17 protein-coding genes are annotated in these 14944 nt (G+C 41.5%); 8 read left to right on the top strand and 9 right to left on the bottom strand.

The window, feature by feature from the left end; translation table 11 throughout:
• Positions 1-250: 250 nt before the first annotated feature.
• On the top strand, positions 251-454 hold the full coding sequence (locus BO219_RS04580; protein ID WP_006319523.1) for a hypothetical protein: 204 nt from the start codon (positions 251-253) through the stop codon (positions 452-454).
• Between the two features lie 24 nt (positions 455-478).
• On the opposite strand, the gene BO219_RS14540 is transcribed toward BO219_RS04580, so the two are convergent.
• Together BO219_RS14540 and BO219_RS04575 are read right to left on the bottom strand one after the other, a co-directional pair.
• Positions 479-652: a hypothetical protein gene (locus BO219_RS14540; RefSeq protein ID WP_158074588.1), complete on the bottom strand. Its 174-nt coding sequence runs from the start codon at positions 650-652 to the stop codon at positions 479-481.
• Between the two features lie 56 nt (positions 653-708).
• The gene (locus tag BO219_RS04575; RefSeq protein ID WP_012574773.1) at positions 709-921 is read right to left on the bottom strand and encodes a YppF family protein; all 213 of its coding nucleotides are present in this window, start codon (positions 919-921) and stop codon (positions 709-711) included.
• A gap of 153 nt (positions 922-1074) precedes the next feature.
• On the opposite strand from BO219_RS04575, the gene BO219_RS04570 reads away from it, so the two are divergent.
• Entirely contained in the window at positions 1075-1410 is a 336-nt protein-coding gene (locus BO219_RS04570) for a YppG family protein (RefSeq protein ID WP_077428578.1), read from the top strand.
• A 21-nt stretch (positions 1411-1431) separates the two neighbouring features.
• On the opposite strand, the gene BO219_RS04565 is transcribed toward BO219_RS04570, so the two are convergent.
• Positions 1432-1854, bottom strand: a complete 423-nt coding sequence (locus BO219_RS04565; protein ID WP_077428577.1) for an Hsp20/alpha crystallin family protein — start codon at positions 1852-1854, stop codon at positions 1432-1434.
• Positions 1855-2243: 389 nt separating this feature from the next.
• Between BO219_RS04565 and BO219_RS04560 the strand changes: the two genes are divergently transcribed.
• A complete protein-coding gene (locus BO219_RS04560; protein WP_143271269.1) occupies positions 2244-3890 on the top strand; it encodes a glycerol-3-phosphate dehydrogenase/oxidase in 1647 nt (548 codons plus the stop codon).
• A gap of 2 nt (positions 3891-3892) precedes the next feature.
• On the opposite strand, the gene BO219_RS04555 is transcribed toward BO219_RS04560, so the two are convergent.
• The 6 genes from BO219_RS04555 to BO219_RS04530 form a co-directional block, all read right to left on the bottom strand.
• Positions 3893-4681, bottom strand: coding sequence for an EcsC family protein (locus BO219_RS04555; protein ID WP_077428935.1), 789 nt, complete (start codon positions 4679-4681; stop codon positions 3893-3895).
• A gap of 73 nt (positions 4682-4754) precedes the next feature.
• Positions 4755-5180 carry an Hsp20/alpha crystallin family protein gene (locus BO219_RS04550; protein ID WP_077428575.1) on the bottom strand — a complete coding sequence of 142 codons (426 nt, stop codon included), beginning with the start codon at positions 5178-5180 and terminating at the stop codon, positions 4755-4757.
• Between the two features lie 73 nt (positions 5181-5253).
• Positions 5254-5514 (bottom strand): hypothetical protein, encoded by a 261-nt coding sequence (locus BO219_RS04545; RefSeq protein ID WP_012574780.1) that lies wholly within the window; start codon positions 5512-5514, stop codon positions 5254-5256.
• A gap of 11 nt (positions 5515-5525) precedes the next feature.
• On the bottom strand, positions 5526-6491 hold the full coding sequence (locus BO219_RS04540; RefSeq protein ID WP_077428574.1) for a hypothetical protein: 966 nt from the start codon (positions 6489-6491) through the stop codon (positions 5526-5528).
• A 45-nt stretch (positions 6492-6536) separates the two neighbouring features.
• Positions 6537-7628, bottom strand: coding sequence for a diguanylate cyclase (locus tag BO219_RS04535; protein WP_077428573.1), 1092 nt, complete (start codon positions 7626-7628; stop codon positions 6537-6539).
• A 70-nt stretch (positions 7629-7698) separates the two neighbouring features.
• Complete coding sequence (locus BO219_RS04530) at positions 7699-8931, bottom strand: aminopeptidase (protein ID WP_077428572.1); 1233 nt, start codon at positions 8929-8931, stop codon at positions 7699-7701.
• Positions 8932-9048: 117 nt separating this feature from the next.
• Here BO219_RS04530 and BO219_RS04525 point away from each other — a divergent pair, with 117 nt between their 5' ends.
• The 5 genes from BO219_RS04525 (at position 9049) to BO219_RS04505 (ending at position 14889) form a co-directional block, all read left to right on the top strand.
• Entirely contained in the window at positions 9049-9480 is a 432-nt protein-coding gene (locus BO219_RS04525; protein ID WP_077428571.1) for a hypothetical protein, read from the top strand.
• A complete protein-coding gene (locus BO219_RS04520) occupies positions 9477-10598 on the top strand; it encodes a glycerate kinase (RefSeq protein ID WP_077428570.1) in 1122 nt (373 codons plus the stop codon). Before BO219_RS04525 ends, BO219_RS04520 begins: the two co-directional genes overlap by 4 nt.
• Before the next feature lie 149 nt (positions 10599-10747).
• Complete coding sequence (locus BO219_RS04515; RefSeq protein ID WP_077428569.1) at positions 10748-13042, top strand: putative bifunctional diguanylate cyclase/phosphodiesterase; 2295 nt, start codon at positions 10748-10750, stop codon at positions 13040-13042.
• Between the two features lie 118 nt (positions 13043-13160).
• Positions 13161-14021 carry an ABC transporter ATP-binding protein gene (locus tag BO219_RS04510; protein WP_006319574.1) on the top strand — a complete coding sequence of 287 codons (861 nt, stop codon included), beginning with the start codon at positions 13161-13163 and terminating at the stop codon, positions 14019-14021.
• Positions 13957-14889 (top strand): iron-hydroxamate ABC transporter substrate-binding protein, encoded by a 933-nt coding sequence (locus tag BO219_RS04505; protein WP_375153712.1) that lies wholly within the window; start codon positions 13957-13959, stop codon positions 14887-14889. The genes BO219_RS04510 and BO219_RS04505 overlap by 65 nt, the downstream gene beginning before the upstream one ends.
• Positions 14890-14944 lie beyond the last annotated feature (55 nt).

The raw sequence follows: 14944 nt of genomic DNA, 5'->3' as shown, positions 1-14944 counted from the left end.
TTTGTCGCCGAAGCCTGTCGTTTCTTCTTGCTTCGGTTTTTGCTTTTTCTTTTTCTCTTTTTTCGCCATCGCCATGCCTCCTTTCGCTTTTTTATTTTGACCGCTCATGTCAAAAACATGCGCATCGATTTGTCGAATTTTGTACACACAACACTTTGTTTGCCGAATTTCTTCTAGTTTTGTCAAGTGAGAAGGGAAGAGGTAGTGGATGGAGAATATGTATGGCAAAGGACGAAAGGGGAGTTGGAGGATGGAGCATATTCAAATGCAACTACAACAGTTGTTTGATGAAATTGAACAGTTAGAAAATAAATTAAAAGAGCGTACGGCAGAACAAATGGCTACGCATTACGATATGCAACAAGATCGTTTACAACATATCGAACGCCAACTCGACAACATCGAACAGCAAATTGAAAAAAAAGAAACGTATACGTTCGCTCCGGCAATATAAAAGAGGTGGCAAATGGTGCCACCTTTATTCTTTCACACGCTCAATTGTAACTGGACGATGCTCTCCATTTCCTACGGTGTCAATGGCATAGTCGACTACTTCACGTTGCTTCGATGGTGCCGATTCGCCATGTTTTGGCTTCTCGCTTTCATGCCCTTTTTTCTTATGATGAAAATGAACACCTCGACCCATTTTCACAGATGCCTCCTTTGTCATGCTAACGTCTTACTTAGCATGGCACAAAAGGGAACTAATCATTCAATGCTTCCTGAATATTGCTCGACTCGCTCATCATCGGGTTTGTATGCTCCAAGCGCCTCTAAATCGCGAACAAGATGGCGGTATGCGCCGAGTGGCAATTCGTTGCGCAAGTAAAGTTGACGCGCAAAATCAAGCAGTTCGTTCGCATCGATCGGTTCATATTGCTTTGTCGCAATAAATTTGTTTTTTAATTCAATGATTGTCATAATTATTCCCTCCCCCTTTTCCATTTATCATAACATAAAAAAAGACGACATGCTAAATTCAAAAAATTGAGAATTCCGACATCGATTGACATGATTAGTCACGAACCATTTTACCTCAAGCGAATACGATGTAATGAAAGGAGATGAAAACATATGTATCAATCGTGGCCTACGATGCAAATGCCACATATTCCACCAGTGAACTATTATCCATACTATTCTCAACCGGTGTCGTTTCCAACTCAGCCAGTCGTTCCCCCTGTTGCACCATCGATGTCTCCATTCGCTCCGCCAGCGGCTTCTCCTTTTGTACCGCCGATGTCTCCATTCGTTCCTGCCCCGAAACCGCCAAGCTTGCTTGAGCAGTTTAAAACAAAAGAGGGAACGTATGACATCACAAAAATGATGAATACGATGGGGCAGGTGGTGCAAGTGATGAACCAGATGAGCGGTCTTGTAAAAGGATTAACGCAAACGTTTAAATTGTAACGTTTGCGTTTTTTCGTGCATTTATTCGATGGGGATAAATGTTTTTCTCTGTGGAAGACGAATGATCAGTTTGCCATCTTGAAATGATGCTTGAATGTCTGATTCACTTACAGGATAAGGAAGAAAAATCGATTTTGTCGCTCGTTCATACGTGCGTTTGCGCTGAACGAATTTCTTTTCATCATCAATCGTTTCTATTTGCTCATCATAAATAACCGACAACAATAGACGTGTATTGTCTATAAACTGCAGATGGACGCTATCGCGTGTCGCATTCGGAAGATGGGCGATAATGACGTATTCTTCATTCGTTTCACGTACATCGATCGGGATATAGATCGGTGAAAATGTACGATGCACATATTCATCAAGCGTGTGCAACAGTTTTTTCAATGATCGATCATCAAAAAATGAATCAAGTATATGAGACAAATCTTTTTTCATCAATATCACTCCTTATGACATACGTTTGTTCGTAATATATGCAGGAAAAAATAAATTGTTCGCGAAACCTTTTATGTTGTGGTTCGTAAATATGTAAAAGAGATGAGAAAGGAAGAGAGCGTGTGCAAAGAAAACGAAAGAAAAATGAACGACCAAATGTGAAAAAAATCGTCAACAAATATAAAGAAAGAGGAATGAATATTAGCTTATGTAAACCACGTTCAGCCATCAAATGGCTTTTTGTGCAAAACAGTTGCCTTTTTCCACACATATGATACAATGAAACTAAAGTTCATACATGTCAAGAGACGAAGAGAGACCATACATGCATAATGAGTAAAACTTATTGTGCTTGTTTTGGTCTCTTTTTGTTTTTACAAGGGGGAATGATGATGTTTTCAGCAAAAAGACGACTGCAAATGATAGAAGAAATGAGCCAAACGACGTACGATGTGCTGATTATTGGCGGGGGAATTACCGGCTGTGGCATTGCGCTCGATGCAGCGACGCGCGGCATGAAAACAGCATTGATTGAGATGCAAGATTTCGCCGCTGGAACATCGAGTCGTTCAACGAAGCTCGTTCACGGGGGCTTACGTTACTTAAAACAGTTTGAAGTGAAAATGGTTGCAGAAGTCGGGAAAGAGCGAGCCATCGTATATGAAAACGGTCCTCATGTGACGACGCCGGAATGGATGTTATTGCCGATTCATCGCGGCGGCACGTTCGGGAAATGGAGCACGTCGATTGGATTATGGGTATATGATCATTTAGCACGCGTTAAAAAAGAAGAGCGGCGAACGATGTTATCCGCGCATGAAACGTTACAAAAAGAACCATTAATTAAACAAGATGGACTGCTCGGTGGCGGGTATTATGTTGAGTATCGCACAGATGATGCACGTTTGACGATTGAAGTTATTAAAAAAGCAGTAGAATGCGGGGCGCATGCTGTCAACTACGTGAAGGCGGAGTCGTTTTTGTACGATAAAAACGGGCGCATCCATGGCGTGATGTGTCGCGAGCAAACGACAGGAAAAACATTTACGATCTATGCGAAAAAAATAGTGAATGCAGCAGGTCCATGGGTGGATGTACTGCGTGAAAAAGACGGCTCACATGTCGGAAAAAAATTGCGTTTAACAAAAGGCGTACACATCGTCATCGACCAAGCACATTTTCCGCTTAAGCAAGCGGTATATTTTGATACGCCTGACGGTCGGATGGTATTTGCCATTCCGCGTGAAGGAAAAACGTACGTGGGAACAACAGATACGTTTTACGAAGGAGACCGCGCTCATCCGAAAATGACGCGTGAAGATCGCGACTATTTATTACGTGCCATTCATTACATGTTTCCGTCCGTTCATTTGACGGAACAACAAATTGAATCAAGCTGGGCTGGAATTCGTCCGCTCATTTATGAAGAAGGGAAAGATCCGTCTGAAATTTCCCGCAAAGACGAAGTTTGGCAATCCCCGTCTGGTCTCATTACGATTGCAGGAGGAAAGTTAACTGGCTATCGCAAAATGGCGGAAACGGTTGTTGACCTTATTGCTAAACAGTTAGATGGGGCGTATCCGCCTTGCCAAACGAAACATTTACCAATTTCTGGTGGAGACATCGGTGGTGCGAGCCGATGGCATACGTTTCTATCCGAAAAAGTAACTGAAGGGCTTGCTTACGGGTTTACAGAAAAAGAAGCAAAACAGCTCGTGCAGCGATACGGTACGAATGCCGATCGTTTATTTGCATTAGCTCGTACGTATGATCCTAATAACGTATCGCTACCGCTCGATTGGTATGTGATGTGCATCTATGCGCTCGAACACGAAATGACCGTTACGCCGCTTGACTTTTTCATTCGACGTACCGGGGCGCTCTTTTTCGGCATTCATACGGTTCGCGAAATAAAAGATGCCGTCATTGCACTTATGCAGTCATATTTTCATTGGACAGAAGAAGAACGAAACCGATATGAACAACAAGTAAACATGGCGCTTCATGATGCCGTCATTCCTTGCGATGAAGCGTAACGTTAGGCGGGGGCTCCCGCCTTTTCTATTTCTTCCAACCTTTCTATAATGCGTCGTTTACGATAAAACATTGCACCTGCTTCAGCAATGTCGTGAATCATCGTTTGATTTGTCCATGCTCCAAATAACATTCCTACAATCGGAACGGATTGAAACAACTTTTTCCAACCGTACTGGTCGCGAAACGCCCAAACGATTTCGCGCCATCCTTGTAATTGTGACATCGTTTGTCGTTCATTTTTTGCTGTCCATTCATTTAATATCGCTTGCTTGCCAACGACGTCAGCAAGCGCAAATTGTAAACATTTGACGATAAACAATCGTTCTTCTTTTTCATGTGGATCAAATCCGTATACGATCGCAATTTCTTGCAACGTTTTTAAAGCGGTGCCTAAAACGACAGCAACATCGAGAAGCAACGTAAACGCCCCACCCAATCCTGTCGTTGCCCCTTGATACATCGCAAACGTTTTACGTTTCGCAATTAATGTTTCACACGCTTCATTCATCCGTTGTAAAGGAATCGAACGAACAGCGTGTAGCGTTGGCACTCCATAAAACGTTGATAAAACGGTTTCTTTATTTACTAAATATTGTCCGCCTGTTTGAATATATTGGCCAAGCTCATCAAGCAATTGCGCCATTTTTTTATGTATCCACGCCGGGGTCAATCGATCAAGTAAAACAAAAGGCAAACGGCTTATTTTTTCCCAAAACCAAATGCGCTTTTGTTCTTTTTCCCATTGTTCAATAAGATGAAGTTGCTCGATTAAAAACGATTTGTCATCCATTTCTTTCACCTCATGCATACATACGTGTGAACCGCATAAAAGTTTCAAAAAAACACCGGCGATCGTGCCGGTGTCAATGAAATTGTACGTCAATTCGTTTTTTTCCATCAGCCTGCGCTTTCGGAATACGAATTTCAAGCACACCATTTTTATATGATGCTTGTACATGTTCATGTGCGGCAGGGGAGGGAAGGGGAATGGTACGATGAAATCGCCCATAAAACCGCTCTTGCCGATGCATATGTTCATCGTGTACGTCGTGTTGTCGGCGCACGTGTCCGCTAATCGATAACGTTTGATGATCGATATGAATATCGACGTCTTCTTTTCGCTCTAACCCCGGAATGTCGCACGTCACAATCATTTCTTTTTCATTTTCATGCACATCGACGCGAGGCATACGAAACACATCATCTACGTGCGAAAAAAGGGAAGGAAAGCTAGAAAACATACGTTCTATATCTCGTCGCATCACATCTAATGAACGAAACGGATCCATCGAAAAACCTCCTCGTATTATATTCGCTACGTATTTTGTGCAAATGACGAGATGTTATACAAAAAAACTTGCCTTAGCGGGAAGGCAAGTTTTCAAGCTGTTGTACGTATAAACGGACGAGTTCGTATTGTTGTTTCGCATCGAGCGATGATGACGCAATGCGCTTGAGCGCCAATGAAAATTTTTCGTAAGGCGATTTTCTCAAACGAGGATGTGTCATTTCATCTAATAAATCGCGGCGAATCGCATCGTATAGGACAGTTTCTGCATTGTTTTCTGTGGCAGGCAACGAACGGTTTGACCATAATGATCGATATGCTTCTAATAGCTCCATGAAAACCCTCCTCAGTCAATACGTTTAATCGTTTCTGCCATTTGCAAAAACGGGTCTAACCCATCAGCTTGCTGAACGAAAATGGTGAGTCGCATCGGCGTTCCGCTCTTTACAACAAATACATATACTTCTCCATCTGTAATGGCACTTTTATATACGTCCGCTCCGTTTAAAAGCGTTCCTTTTGTCCACGTTACTTTTTCGACTGTGCCGTCTTTACTGCTTGCCTTTACGTACTGTTCTGCTTGTTCCTCGATTAACGACCAGTCCGCACCATCATCAATAAGTTCTACTGTCATCGATGCTTTTTCTTCGTCGAGAAAAATCATATCTTTGCCCGGTTCGACCGCTTCGGCTTGATAACCGTTTAAAATGTTTGCTTGAAACGGCTGATTGCTACTTTTGTATGTGAAAAATGATTCGTTCGGTTGTTCACTCGTTTCCGTTTCGGTCTGTTGAATCGTTTTTGCCATCGTCATAAAGCGGTCAAGCCAATTATCTTCTTTTTTCGTAAACACCGTTAAAAACATCGGTGCATCTTCTGTTACGCCAATAATATATACGACACTATTATCGACAGATGCTTCGTATACAATAGCATCTTCAAACGGCAATGTCCCTTCAAACGGAGTAGCTTCCTCAGAGACAGCCATAGCCCGTTCTTTTGCGTACGTTTCCATTTGCTCTTTCGCCTCTTTTGGCAAAAGTTCAATGCGCATCCATTGCTCTTGCTCACTTTCATGCATGACGACATCTTTTCCTGGCTCTTCTGCCTCTAAACTAAACTTCGGTAATAATGAAATCGTAAACGGTTGATTTGTACTTTCAACAGGTGTCAATTCAAGCGGTGCTTGTTTTTTTTGTTGCTCTTCATTTGCAACAGGCTGTTTTGCTGGCGCAGTTGTTTGTTCGTTGCAAGCGGAAAGCAATGTAACAGCCGCAACGATGCTAATAAGTAACTTCGACCGTTGTTTCATATTTGTCGCTCCTTTAATTGTTTTTACTTTTATTGTCGTATAGTTTTACGTTTCATGCAAGTATTCCTTTTTATATACAACGGTGCGATTTCGTCCTTGTTGTTTCGCTTCGTATAAAGCGATATCTGCTTGCTTAAACAGCTCTGATTCATTTGTTGCAAGCATTGGAAAAACAGAAATACCGATGGAAATCGTAATATGCACTGTCTGTTGTTGCACGAAAAACGAATGTTGTTCAATCGTTGTTCGAATATGTTCAGCAAACGTCATCGCTTCACGCTCACAAGTTGGAAGTAAAATTGAAAATTCTTCTCCGCCGTTGCGAAACGCGAAACCGTTTTTTGGGACGAGCGAGCGAATGAGTTCCCCGAGATGACGTAAAATAACATCTCCGCCATCGTGTCCATACGAGTCATTAATGTATTTAAAGCGGTCAATATCAAATAAAATAAGCGCCAAACAGCTTTGTTGTTCGTTTGCTTTTGCGATGTTTTCGCGCAATAACGTATGAAACTGCCGCACGTTATAAAGCCCGGTTAAAAAATCAGTCGTTGCCCATGCTTTATAATGTTGCAACATTTCTTTTGATTGGCGAATATCTTTACAAATATTAGAAGTGACATATGTCGCAATAATGGAGATAGGCCAAAAAGTGAATAACGTTTGCGTGTAAATATCGTGATCTGGGATATTAACAAACAAAGCAAATGAAATGAGTGCCATGCTGTAGGTGTTCATCCAAAAAGTTGTTGTTATGATATGCCGTTTCATCCAGCGACTTATGAATCCACAACCGATCGCAATCGCAACAGAAATAAAAAAAGAAACGATTGACGCGGACATATTTCCGAATAAAAATCGTCCTGCCCCCATGATGATACCTGCCGCTAGAGCGCTCGGCATGCCACCATAGTAGCTAATGACAACGAGCGGAACGTGGCGCAAGTCTGCAATGACTCCATGTCCAAGCGGAATGGAAAAAAACATAAGCACGATGCTTAATAAACCGCAACAAGCGCCTGCAAGTAGACGCATATAAACAGAGGATTGTTTATGAATCGTTGAGGGGAAAAATTTGCTAATTAAATAAAAACCAGCAATAAGTATGCCGCTATTGGCAATAAATTGTTTTATCATCGTCCGCTCCTCCTCTCTTTGCCAATATATGCGAACGAAAAAAATGTTGCGGACAAACGCCGCAACATTTTTAAATCGAAATGACCCATTCACCGTTTCGCATAATCGGTTCGCGCACACCGTCTTTTGTAACCCCATCGACGTTTAATTCATGCGAACCGATCATAAAATCTTCATGCACTAAACTATCGTTCGCACCACGTGCAAGCAACTCCTCCGTGCGCATATTCGTTCCGCCTTCAATATTTGTCGGATATGCTTTGCCGAGCGCTAAATGCGAGGCAGCATTTTCATCAAATAACGTATTATAAAAAACAAGATTCGATTGAGAAATCGGGGAGCGATGCGGGACGAGCGCAATTTCTCCTAGTCGGCGTGCGCCTTCGTCTGTATCGAGCAAATGTTTCAATGTATCGTAACCGACTTCCGCTGTAAAATCAACGACTTTGCCATCTTTAAATGTCAGCGTAAAGCCATCAATAATATTTCCACCGTAGTTAAGCGGTTTTGTATTGCGCACAACGCCGTTCGTTCCATCTTTATGTGGCATTGTAAACACTTCTTCTGTCGGCATATTTGGGTTAAATACGATGCCGTCTGTACTTTTTGCAGCGCCACCAGCCCAAACATGACCATCTGGCAACTCGACGGTTAAATTCGTTCCAGGTCCGTCATAAATGAGTTGTTTATATTGTTTGTTATTTAAATAATCAACGATGCGAGCTAATTTTTCGTTATGCGTTTTCCATGCCGCAATCGGGTCATCTTGATCTACGCGTGTCACTTGGAAAATGACGTCCCATAATTTTGCGATCGCTTCGTCTTCATTCATATTCGGAAATACTTTTTTCGCCCATGCTGGCGTCGGCACAGCAATTAAAGACCAACAGTTATGATCGGCCATTAGGCGACTACGGTAATGTTGCAGCGCCATGCTTGCCGCTTTCGTCGCCGCAGCAACGCGCGCAGGATCAATATCTTTTAATAAGTCTGGATTCGGTGCATAAATACTTAAAAACGCTCCACCTTTTTCAGCGACTTCCTCGCGTCCTTTCGCAAGCCAAGACGGGTATTCATGAAGCGCTTCTTCTGGTGCGTGTTTAAATTTTATGTACGTGATTTCTTCATCGCTCCACTCGACATGCACATGTTTTGCCCCCGCTTCGTACGCTTTTTTAGCAATTTCGCGCACAAGTGGGGCAGACGGTAACGGAGCGTTAATAAACAACGTTTGTCCAGGTTGAATGTTAACCCCAACACGTACAGCGAGTTCAGCATATTTTTGTAACTTTTTTTCTAACATAACAACTCCTCCTCGTTGTAAAGCATACTCTCATTTTAACAAAACGAAGGATGTTGTGAAAACATTTTCGCCTGTATTATGATTAAGGAAGGAACATAACGAGAAAGGGAATGACCTATGGAATGTGGTGACCAACAATTATTTTATATTGAAGGACTATTTATTTGTGCTTATGAACGAACAGTTGATGTGCAAGTGAAAGGGGAGACGCTTACGTTTACAACGAACGAGCCGATTATTGGCTTTTGTGCAGGGGATGATGTTGGCGTCGCTTTTTATGAAATAGATGGGGAGAAAAAGCTTATTTCGCTTGAAAGAAAAGACGGCTCACCACTTTCGTATGTAAATGGGGAATGGTTTGCGGAAATTGTATTTATCGATTCGGTTGATGAGACAACGTTTTTATTTGATTTGTATCGTTCACCTTATCGCGATTATGAACGAATGGTAACAAGCGCGCCGTTTTCGCGCGAACGTGGAACGATCATGACCGTTTTGTTTGCTCGACAAGACGGAAAAAATAGATTAAAAAAGGTTGTGAGCGGATGAATGTTGTTCTTGCGCCAGATTCGTTTAAAGGAAGTTTATTAGCGAACGAAGTATGCACAATTATAAAAGAAGCGTTTCAACATGAGTACCCAGAAGCGACTGTCATTACGGTTCCGATGGCAGATGGGGGAGAAGGAACGATGGGAGCGATCGTTTCTGCAACGAACGGTTCTGTTCGGTATGTGACAGCCCATGGTCCTCTTTTTGAAACGCGACAAACGGCATATGGTGTTGTTCACGATACAGCTGTCATTGAAGTGGCCCAAGTAATCGGCTTGCCACTCGTTCCGAATGAAAAGCGAAACCCACTTCATACGACCACGTATGGTGTGGGCGAAGTGATCGCGGCAGCACTTGATGCGGGGTATCGCCGTTTCGTCATCGGACTTGGCGGAAGTAGTACAAATGACGGTGGTTTCGGCATGTTATGTGCGCTTGGAGCAACGTTTACGAATGAGAAAGGGGAACATTTGCCCCCCATACCGTCTTCTTTGCCCCATATTGCCTATGTCGATATGACATCCGTTGATCGACGTGTATACGAAAGCGAGTTTCTTGTTGCATGTGATGTCGATAACCCGCTTTATGGAGAGCGCGGAGCATCTTACATATTCGGACCGCAAAAAGGAGCGGATCGTGAAACGGTTCGTCTGTTAGATACATGGCTATATACGTATGCAAAAACAATCGAACAGCAAATCGGTCGTTCATATGCACATATGCCAGGAGCGGGAGCAGCAGGCGGCTTAGGTTTTGCCTTTTTATTGCTTGGAGGGACATTCATTTCTGGAGCAAAACTTGTTGGGGAAATGGTGCAACTGCCAGAAAAAATAAAACGAGCGCACATCGTTATTACAGGCGAAGGACAAAGTGATGCACAAACGCTATATGGAAAAGTTCCGTTTTATGTTGGGCAATTGGCCAAACAATATGATGTTCCTGCTTTTTTATTGTCCGGTAGCCTCGGTAACGGGTTTGAAAAACTATATGAATATTTCGTTACTTGTGATGCGATTGCAACCAAACCGATGACAGTAGAACAATGTATGCAATTAGCACATGCTCTTTTATATACGAAAGCCCGCAATCTTGCGCGCATATTGAAGCGGTTTTCCTAGTCGAAAACCGCTTGATTTATGCTCTCTTTATTTTTATTAAACAATGTTCTAAATGAACAATAAAAAGAAAAACAATTTTACAAGACAGATAGTTGTCCTAGTCGTTTCTTTATTTCATGCATATGATGGGGGGGGAAGGAGGGAGATACGTGCAGTGGGTTGTTTTCGTCTACGTGATGATGTATTACGTAGCACTATTCGTTATGTTTGGGAAAATAGAAGTGGTGGTTGGTTCGTTCTTTTCATTAGGTGGTATACTTTTTGCGATCATTTTGTTATGGAGAGCTTCTATTCGTATGAAAACAAATGAACGTACATTTTGGAAATGGATGACCATTGGTTCGATTTGTTATTTTATCGCTGAAATGATTTATCGCATATATGAATGGATGTTTCAAACAGAACCGCCTTTTCCGAGTTTCGCAGATGTGTTTTATCTTTTGTATTCGTTCGCGTATATCATCGCGTTGCTATATGTCATCATGCAGCAACGTAAATTAGTTGTCGTATGGCAGTCATTGTTAGATGTTACGATCGTAATGTGTGTCATGATGGCATATAGTTGGATCTATATCGTTGAGCCAATGATTCGTTTAGAAGAGAGCATTTTATACATTTCCGTTTTAGTTGCCTATCCGCTTTTAGACCTTGTTATGTTGTTTTTGCTTCTCCATCTTTTTTTTGTGACCAATGTTCGTCGCATTTGGCTATGGAATATGGTCGGTGTCGGATTGTTTGTGTTTACAGATACAGTTTATTTCATACAAATGGTGCAATTCAATTATGAATCGAATTCATGGCTAGATCCGTTATGGATTTTCAGTTTGCTTATGATTGGACTGTCAGGTTACTATGCAAAAGATGGGCATTTGACGTTTCAAAAAAGCGAACAACCTTCCGCCATCAAAATTATGTTCCCATATGTATGTTTTCTTCTTTTACTATGTGCCCCTTTTATTTATCCGAATGACCGCATTGTCATAACATGTCTTGTTTTTGCGGTCGGATGTATTTTTCTGCGTCAATGGATGATGTTAAAAGAGAACCGACAGCTATTACAACAACTTCAAACATTAAACGACAATTTAGAACAAAAGATAGCGAAACGCACAAGTGAGCTAATGAAGTTAAACGAACAGCTCACTTATGAAGCTAATCATGATTTTTTAACAGGGCTTTTCAATCGCCGAGCATTTGTGGTGAAGCTTGAGCAAGAATTAATTCGCGCAAAACAACAACATTATTTTGCCGTTATTTTTATCGACATTGATCGTTTTAAACAAATTAATGACTATTTCGGACATCAAATTGGGGATGAATTAATTGTCCAAGTTGGACGATTGTTAAAAGAAACCGTTCGCCCAACCGATTTCATTGCTCGACAAGGTGGGGACGAATTTACAATTATTTTTACTCCGTTTAAACATGTAGATGAACTCCGTCATTTTGTTCATCGCCTCGTCTCGATTAGTCAACAACCTGTCGCTATTCGACATTTAGATATACGTATTTCGCTTAGTGTCGGTGTGGCAGTATATCCGTACGATGGGGAAACAGTGGATACGCTAATGAAACATGCTGATATTGCGCTGTATCGTGCGAAAGAGCAAGGGAAAAATCAATATCAATTTTTTAACGGTGAAATGGATCGCGTCGTGTTACAAAAAACGATGATTGAAACTGCGCTTCATGAGGCGATCGACAACAAGCAATTCACATTATTTTATCAACCGCAATTTGATGTACAAACAGGAGAGTTAATCGGAATGGAGGCGCTTATTCGTTGGATTCACCCAAAGCTTGGCGTGATTTCGCCAGCTATGTTCATTCCGATTGCAGAAGAAACGGGACAAATTATCGCGATAGGTGAATGGGTGATTGAAGAAGCATGTCGACAAATACAAATATGGAACGAACGACATGGACGATCGTTGCGTATGAGCGTAAATATTTCCCCAAAACAATTTTTAAAAGAAAATTTTGTCGAACATATTCGTGCTGTTTTACAACAAACACAATTGCTACCAGATCAGCTCGATTTAGAAATTACAGAAGGAGTTGCTGTATTTAATGAGCAGTATACGATTCAAAAATTACAACAATTGAAACAACTCGGTGTTCACATTTCAATTGACGATTTCGGTACAGGGTATTCGTCGCTTAGTTACTTGCGTAAATTTCCGATTGATCGGTTAAAAATTGCAAAACCATTTATCGATGGCATAACAGAAGAAAAAGAAGACGTCGCTGTTGTTAAAGCGATTATCGTTCTTGCGAAAAACTTAAAACTACGTGTTATTGCTGAAGGGGTAGAGACGTTGCAACAACTTAACATTCTTCGCTCGTTACAATGCGATGAAATTCAAGGATACGTCCTCGGTAAGCCTGTGCCTGCCGATCTTTTTACAACATTATATATCGAAAACCAACTTCCGCACGATTGAAGTTGGTTCTTTTATAAAAAATCATTGACAATGATAATCAATTCATGTAAATTACAATGTGTATTGATATTAATTCTCAATACCGATTAGTTGACTACATGTTCGAGGGGGTAAACATATGTCGCGGTTGTATACAGAGCAACTTTCGATCGGATATGGAGAACGCGTCATTGTTGATCGGTTAACTGTACATATTCCAGATGAAAAAATAACGACGATTATCGGACCAAACGGTTGCGGGAAATCGACGTTGTTAAAAGCGATGACACGCATCATTCGCCATCAAGAAGGAGCGGTCATTTTAGATGGAAAACAAATTTCGCAAGAGCATACGAAATTGTTAGCACAAAAAATGGCCATTTTACCGCAAACGCCAGAAAGTCCGGGGGGATTGACGGTTGGTGAGCTCGTTTCTTACGGACGGTTCCCATACCAAAAAGGATTCGGTCGGCTAACGAAGCGCGACTATGAAGTCATCGATTGGGCGCTTGAAGTGACCGGAACGATCGAATTTAAACATCGCTCCGTTGACTCGCTATCAGGTGGTCAAAGACAACGCGTCTGGATTGCGATGGCGCTTGCGCAAGAGACCGATATCATTTTTTTAGATGAACCGACAACATATTTAGATATGGCGCATCAATTAGAAGTGCTCGAATTGTTGCAACGTTTAAACCGCGAACAAAAGCGCACGATCATTATGGTGTTGCATGATTTAAATCAAGCAGCACGCTTTGCAGATTATATGATCGCGATGAAAGACGGAAAAATCGTTCAAGCAGGAACGTGCGAACAAGTGATGACGCGCGACGTATTACGAAAAGTGTTTCATATCGACGCAGAAATTGGCCGTGACCCTCGAACAAACAAACCGATGTGTATCACATACCATTTAATAAAAGGAGATGCAGAACATGTTGAAGAAGCGAATGATGTCCATTCTACTTTTGTTCGTGCTCATCTTGAGTGCGTGCGGTAATCAAGCAGCTGAAAAAGAACAAGAAAAGGAAGCAAAAGAAGCAAACGAGCCAAAAACAATGACATATCAATCTGAAACAGGTCCAGTCGAAGTGCCTACGAATCCGAAGCGCGTTGTCGTTTTATCTTCCTTTTTAGCAGGTAGTGTCATGGCGCTCGATGTACCGATTGTTGGGGTTGACTCTTGGGCGAAAATGAACCCTCGTTATGAGCCGTATTTGAAAGATGCAAAGGAAGTAACAGATGAAAGTTTGGAACAAATTATCGAGCTTGAGCCAGATTTAATTATTGCAGCGTCAACAAATAAAAACTTAGATAAATTAAAAGAAATTGCCCCAACCGTCACGTACACGTACGGAAAAGTGGATTACTTAACACAACATTTGGAAATTGGAAAACTATTAAATAAAGAAGAAGAAGCGAAACAATGGATCGATGACTTTAAAAAGCGCGCTCAACAAGCCGGCGAAGAAATTCGTGCGAAAATTGGTGAAAATGCAACCGTTTCGGTCATTGAAAACTTCGATAAGCAATTGTACGTATTCGGCAATAACTGGGGTCGTGGTACAGAAATTTTATATCAAGAAATGAAATTAAAAATGCCGAAAGCAGTTGAAGAACATGCATTGAAAGACGGATACTATGCGATTTCCCTTGAAGTGCTTCCGCAATTTGCTGGAGACTATGTCATCTTCAGCAAAAACGCAGATGGTGACCTTTCATTTACAGAAACAGAAACATATAAAAACATTCCGGCTGTAAAAAATAATCGTGTTTTTGAAGCGAATGCGAAAGAATTTTACTTTAACGACCCAATTACATTAGAATATCAGCTTGAATTTTTCAAAAAGCACTTTTTAGGTGAGTAATATAAAGAAAGAGGAGTTCGTCGTGAATTCCTCTTTCTTTATGTAAATAGAAAAG

The organism is Anoxybacillus kestanbolensis (assembly GCF_001996285.1).
Taxonomy (GTDB): domain Bacteria; phylum Bacillota; class Bacilli; order Bacillales; family Anoxybacillaceae; genus Anoxybacillus; species Anoxybacillus kestanbolensis_A.
Note: the sequence above shows the minus strand (reverse complement) of the source record. Positions and strands in the feature narration are given on the sequence as shown.